Source organism: Microcoleus sp. LEGE 07076 (assembly GCF_015207455.1).
Lineage (GTDB): Bacteria > Cyanobacteriota > Cyanobacteriia > Cyanobacteriales > Microcoleaceae > Microcoleus.
On the sequence record NZ_JADEWV010000273.1, the window covers coordinates 1 to 6,288 of the forward strand.

Genomic DNA, 6,288 nt, shown 5'->3' on the forward strand with positions numbered 1-6,288 from the left:
GTCATAGAGTTGACTCATTTGATTGATCTTCATTTTGGTTAAAAGTTGTACTATCAAATTCTGTAATAATGAATTCTTCGCTAATGAATTGAAAGTCGTTTAGCCAATCTTCGCGGGTTATTCCTACTTAAACACTTTGAACTGAGGCGAAAATTTGGTCAGCAGATTCAGCACTTCATCTTTCAATTTGGTTCCCTTCACCGCCATCCGGCTCCTCAATTAAATCTAAACTTAGCTGCTAGGCGGGAAGCCCCGCGCTCTACCTGTACAAGGAGTGAGCGTCGGGATGAAAGCCGGGTCAATCGATGGGGTTCAATACCCCGGAGATTGACAATTTTTTCAGCAACTCACGAATGACATCATTCTGCGTTCGCCCAGCTAACTAACAATATTTCTGCAATGCTCTTTTTCCCTGTCTGGAAATCTGATACTGATTTGATTCATGACAGCAATTTGGTAGCAATATGCTAGAATTATACAATGAGACTAGCATACCAATACAAGCTACTTCCAACAACTGAGCAAAAAGCCGAACTGAACCGCTGGCTAGATATGCTTCGCCATCAATATAACTGGCTGTTGCAAGATAGATTTGATTAGTGGGAACGGAATCGTTGCGATATCAATGCTTGTCCATTGATATGTCACTTACCATCCTTGCGCGCTCATCCCGATTATTACAGTCAAAAACGCAGTCTTGTACAACTGAAGAAAGATAGACCCTGGTACAAAGACATATATTCTCAGGTATTACAAAACTGCGTAGACCGAGTTAAGCTTGCTTTTGACAGATTTATTAAAGGGGATTGTAACGGCAATCGTTCTGGAAAACCTCGTTTCAAGGGCAAAGGACGTTATCGGTCGTTTACCTACACCCAAATGGATATGGATTGCCTTAAGGGTAATAGAATTACCTTGCCTAAGTTTGGCGATGTTAAGTTGATTCTGCATAGGCTAATTCCTGATGGTTTTGACGTAAAAACAGCAATAATTTCCAAGAAAGCTGATGGGTGGTACGTGACGCTGACTATACAAAGCCATGCGGTGCCAGATATAGCTATTGATATTATCCCAACCTGGGAAAACAGCATTGGCATCGATCTGGGTCTAGAAAAGTTTCTTGCAGATTCCGAGAAAGAATTTGAACCAATACCGCAGCATTTCAGGAAATCGGAAGAAAAACTTGCTCTTTTACAACGCAAGGCTGCTGCTCGAAAGAAAAAAAGCAGAGCGAAAAATAGGCAGTACCGCAAAGTTGCTCGTTTGCACCAAAAGGTTGCAAGACAACGCAAACAGTTTCATTTTGAGACTGCCAAAAAGCTTCTCAACAAAGCTGATGTTGTTTTTGTTGAGGCTCTCAAAGTCAAGAATATGTCCAGACGCGCTAAACCCAAGCAAGACGAAACTGGAAAGTTTCTTCCTAATCGGCAATCAGCAAAGTCTGGACTGAATAAAAGCATTGCTGATGCAGGGTGGAGTCAATTCAATGAAATACTGAGCTTCAAGGCCCAAAGAGCTGGCTGCTTGGTGATCGAGGTTGACCCACGTGGAACTTCTCAGCATTGCTCAGAATGTTTGAACCGCGTCCCAAAAGAACTGCGCGACCGTTGGCATAGCTGCCCACACTGCGGTCTAGAATTGGATAGGGACACGAATTCGGCAATACTAATTAAAAAAGTGGGGCTGGGTGTCTCCCTCACTATAAAACGCTCTAAGAGGACTTCCTCTGAGAGAAGCCCGCGCTGTACCGCCTAGCGGTCAACGTCGGGAGTACATCACCGCACCAAACTAGCCAGCAGCACCGACGCTTCTCGCTGCAAGCTCTGCCGATTGTCATCGTAGCAATTAAGGACGTTCGAGCTCGTATGGCGGCTCAACTTCTGCGCCATTCGCGTATTGCCGTTGCTTGCATCTAACAGAGTCGTAATTGCAGCGTGGCGTATTCTGTGCGGGCTGATTCTTTTAGGAATTCCCGCAGCGGAGCAAGTTGAGAAAACAAGCTTGTAAATAGCATACCCGCTCAACCTCAACCCGTATTCCCGCTTTGTCAAAGCGATAAATAAAGGCTCTTGGGGCATTGCAGCTCCCCGCACGCTCAGCCAATCAGAAATCGCATCTGCCGTCGCGTTGTGCAAGTCAATTAGCTGCGCTTGAGTTCCCCTACCTTTGCCGTAAATGTTCAGAGTTCGGGCTAGCGGGTCAAAGTCACCTATATTGGCTGCGCCGATTTCTCCCCGACGCAACGCATTGTCCCACAGCAGCCGGAGAACTGCATAGTCGCGCTTTCCCTGGGGCGTACTCCGGTCAGGAACGGACAACACCGACTGCATCGCCGCCACATTCTCAGAAGCAACTCGGCCAAACCCTGTAGTATCCAGGTAAGGAACCACCTTCTCTCCTTCAACATCTACCAAACTCCACTCGCACTCGCCCACCTTCCGAGCAAAGTTCACCAAACTTTTGATTGCCGCCAGCCGCCGATTAATCGTCGCTTCCTTGAGTCCCTTGTCAATTAGTTTGGCTTTATACTTGAGAACCACCGCGACAGCGGCGAAGCGGTTCAGCCGTAGGAACTCGCGCACCAATGCCGGGTGCGGTTCCTGCCCCGCCATTGTCGTAAAGAAATCGTACAAGTCCTTCTCATAAGCACGCCTAGTGTTGACAGAGCGCTTGGCAGCTAACAGCTCTGCCACTAGGTCGCGCGTCGAAGCTATTTCTCCAAAGGAATTAGTAGCGTGTTCTAAGTCCATAGCCGGCCTCATAATGTGGCTTTCCAGACCAGATTACCCGATCGAGAGGTGCAAATAGCACAAGATTCAACCTTGAAAGACAACTTGAATACGTGCAGAAAATTTGCTGGGCTGTAAAAATACTCAGTTTCAATTTTGAGTCTCAACACTACTTATAACTAAAATTTATTGACGATTTGACGATTCTCCTGAACTTCCCTGTTTGTAAAGGTTTCAACTTCTAAGCTTCATTGACGATTTTTGACATTGTTTTTGACGATTCTCCCCAAATGCTTTCCCACTATAAGTTTGGGGAATAGCCGCTCTGTTTTTGACGATTCTGACGATTGGTTGATCGACCTGTCGCGATCGTCATTGACGACTTGCGCCTGACATGATCCGGTCGCCACTGCTATCTGATTGACAATCGTCAATGACGATTCTGAATTGTCAAAGCTGTTATTGACGATTGAAGTGCTTATGGAGTAAAAGTTTTAGGGAATCGTCAAATCGTCAACGCTAATTTTAAGCTTTTGCAAAAAAGGGATCGGCAGGCATTCGCGATCACACTCGGGAGCAACTAACTTCCCTGTAGCGTTTTGAACCAGCATCCGACATAACCTTGGCTTTTGAGGACTTGATGCCTCACGAGTGTCCTAACTCAAGGTCACGACAAATTTTCTTTGACGATTTGACGATTCTTCTAAACTATCGTAGTTATAAGGCTTTCAGCTTCTAACTTTCATTGACGATTATTGACATTGTTTTTGACGATTCTCCCCAAACGCTTTTTCAGCATGGATTTTGGGGATATACTGCAAATTTTTGACGATTTTGACGATTGCTTGACGCCCATCGCCCTATCAAGCTGGCAGGGAAGCGGATTGTCCTTGTTATCGCGGGAGCGGGCGATCGTGAATTTATTGGGATGTGGCTGGGGAATCGTCAATGACGATTTTCAATCGTCAAAGCTGCTATTGACGGGGGAACTGCTTGATGTGTAAGAGTTTCAAACTATCGTCAAATCGTCAATGCAATTTTTAAATTAGCAGTAAATTAGATGCCGGATAGTCCGTCGCGATCGTCCACAACCAACTTGCACCCCAGCATTTTCCGCTTTTCTCCTAACACAGCTTCTACAAAGGGGTTGGGATTCAGTGTCAAGCCGTGAACCAGAGCGCGACTAAAAAAGAAATTTTCTTTGACGATTTGACGATTCTCCTAAACTCTTCTATTTATAAAGCTTTCAGCTTCTAGCTTTTATTGACGATTATTGACATTATTTTTGACGATTCTCGATAAACGCTTTCTCTGCAAGGGCTGTGGGAATGTACTGCGAGTTTTTGACGATTCTGACGATTGCTTGACAACCTCTGGTGGACAAGCGAACTGCCACTATCACATGAACTCGATGTAAGCGAATGAGCAGGACTTACGCAGTTACTCTATATATAGTTATTTAATGTAGACTTTAATTTACTAAAACACTATATATACCGTTTTTTGTAAGTCCCGCGAGTAAGGTCAACAATGAATCGTCAATGACGATTCTGAATCGTCAAAGCTATTACTGACGATTGAAGTGCTTACGGGGTAAGAGTTTTAGAGAATCGTCAAATCGTCAACACAAAAATAGGACACCACACCATATATGGTGCTTGATGGCGCTTGATGTAATTACCGTGAGTAACGTCAGCAGTGAATCGTCAATGACGATTCTGAATCGTCAAAGCTGTTATTGACGACTGAAGTGCTTACGGGGTAAGAGTTCTAGGGAATCGTCAAATCGTCAACACAAAAATTGGTGTACTCGGAGTTTTCTACGATTCTGACGATTGCTTGACGAGTCCAGCTTGGCGAACTAGCAGTTTGTAGGTTGCCGCTGTTACCAGTACGCTCACCTGCGGGCGATCGTAAATCTCTTGGGATGTGCTGAGGAATCGTCAATGACGATTTTCAATCGTCGAAGCTGCTATTGACGAGGGAACAGCTTGTTCTGCGGGAGTTTCAAACTATCGTCAAATCGTCAACGCAATTTTTAAACTAGCGGTAATTAGGTATCCGGTGACAATTGCGATCGCCCACAACCGACTGGGCTTTAGTGTCTTCCGCTCTTCTCTCAACACAGCTTCTTTCTTGAGGCAAAAGACGAAGGTTTCAATGCTCAGCTTTAGAGCGCTCCAGGCGGGAAGCGCGATCGTCAATGACGGTTGAGAATCGTCACAACTGTCATTATTGATAACGTAATCGCTTACTCTGGAAGACTTTGGAAGAATCGCTGCTGTCGGAGGACGGCATTTTTTGCAAGTTGCCACAAATACCCTGGACTGCACTTGCAACTCGGTTCGCGCGATCGCTCTGCGGGCTTGCAACTAATACCATTTCCGAAAAATTCTGCAACAGTAGCAACTTTTTTGTTGGCTTTGACTTGCGAATCAACCCAACGCTCGTGTTTGTAGCAGGGTTTTTCGGAAATGATATAACCGCCAAAACGTGGCCGAGCAACAATTATCTTAGAATCCGCCACTTGAAAGACTTGCCGACCTTTTTCGTTTCACCGAGGTTCATCGAAACCATTTGGTTGAAGACCGCAGCCGTAAAGTCGGTGTTCGACATCTGGCGCAGTTTAGCTCCTGCAACGAGTTCGCGACAGTTGCGGTATGCTTCACGGGTGCTGATCCAACCTTCAGCAACCGTGTCCCGCAACTCTTCTGATTTCTGAATCAGTTTCTGGATGACCGGAACTGTATCGTCCTCATCTTGCTGCTGCCCTTTGTAAAGCACTTCAGCCTGGTTGATGTAGAAGTAGCTGGTGGCGATCGCCTTTTGAATGATGTCGGCCCCAATCAAGGTAGGGATTTCAATCTCAAAAGGCTTGTCGGAACGTTCCCCGCCTGAGAGCTTCCACTCTTCTTTCAACTGCAAGTAAGTTTTGAGGATGCCGTCCGGGTTTTTTAACTTGCAGATTTCGTGCAAGCAATGCAGGATGAGGGCAATCCGCAGGCAGTACCCGCTCCACTTGGACATGGCTAGCTGGAAACCTTCATTCAGTTCAGCTTCTTCGCGCTCGACCATCGGGTTGAAAAAGTGCTGTTCGTAGTAGTCGGCAGCCGAGTCGCTGAGGTGGTAAGTGATCGGAAAACCCTGGTAAACAGTGCGGTTCGTTTCATCTTTGAGCACTTCGCCTGTCTCCTCATTTTGAACGGGACGATAGTGCATTTTGAGGACGGAAAGTTTGTGGTAGATGTCTTTGAGAAAGGCGTCAATGTCGGGGTAGGGCAGTCGCGTCCGCCGCCGTTTGGGCATCTGGGCCAAGCAGATTACCCACCGGGCCATCCAGCCACTGGAAATTTTGCGGGGCGTCATCTCTTCGTCAAGCGTCTTGCGCTGAATGGTGCCGGTGATGGGGACGCACGACCTCTCCACCTCGACTCGGCGATCGCGGTCAATGAGGATGACTTTGGGACCGCCGCCGTTGTTGAGGGTGAGGTAAAAGGCTTCGTCGTCCCCCTTGCCAGCCCGATATTTGTTGAGGGCTTTGAAGAAGCCGTCGATTTCA

At 46.5% G+C, this 6,288-nt stretch carries 7 protein-coding genes; 3 read left to right on the forward strand and 4 right to left on the reverse strand.

What is annotated here, in order from left to right; translation table 11 throughout:
* Positions 1-480: 480 nt before the first annotated feature.
* On the forward strand, positions 481-600 hold the full coding sequence (locus tag IQ270_RS32450) for a helix-turn-helix domain-containing protein (RefSeq protein ID WP_339384365.1): 120 nt from the start codon (positions 481-483) through the stop codon (positions 598-600).
* A gap of 57 nt (positions 601-657) precedes the next feature.
* Complete coding sequence (locus IQ270_RS26850) at positions 658-1,755, forward strand: transposase (RefSeq protein WP_339384366.1); 1,098 nt, start codon at positions 658-660, stop codon at positions 1,753-1,755.
* A gap of 20 nt (positions 1,756-1,775) precedes the next feature.
* Here IQ270_RS26850 and IQ270_RS26855 read toward each other — a convergent pair whose 3' ends face one another.
* Positions 1,776-2,762: a tyrosine-type recombinase/integrase gene (locus IQ270_RS26855; RefSeq protein WP_228056742.1), complete on the reverse strand. Its 987-nt coding sequence runs from the start codon at positions 2,760-2,762 to the stop codon at positions 1,776-1,778.
* A 734-nt stretch (positions 2,763-3,496) separates the two neighbouring features.
* Here IQ270_RS26855 and IQ270_RS26860 point away from each other — a divergent pair.
* On the forward strand, positions 3,497-3,733 hold the full coding sequence (locus IQ270_RS26860) for a hypothetical protein (RefSeq protein WP_146136840.1): 237 nt from the start codon (positions 3,497-3,499) through the stop codon (positions 3,731-3,733).
* A gap of 766 nt (positions 3,734-4,499) precedes the next feature.
* Here the strand turns inward: IQ270_RS26860 and IQ270_RS26865 are convergent.
* From IQ270_RS26865 to IQ270_RS26875, 3 genes are all read right to left on the reverse strand, one after another.
* Entirely contained in the window at positions 4,500-4,676 is a 177-nt protein-coding gene (locus IQ270_RS26865) for a hypothetical protein (RefSeq protein ID WP_193976210.1), read from the reverse strand.
* Between the two features lie 71 nt (positions 4,677-4,747).
* Complete coding sequence (locus IQ270_RS26870; RefSeq protein ID WP_193976211.1) at positions 4,748-5,101, reverse strand: hypothetical protein; 354 nt, start codon at positions 5,099-5,101, stop codon at positions 4,748-4,750.
* Between the two features lie 136 nt (positions 5,102-5,237).
* On the reverse strand, positions 5,238-6,288 hold a 1,051-nt coding region (locus IQ270_RS26875), incomplete at its 5' end, for a DUF3987 domain-containing protein (RefSeq protein ID WP_193976212.1).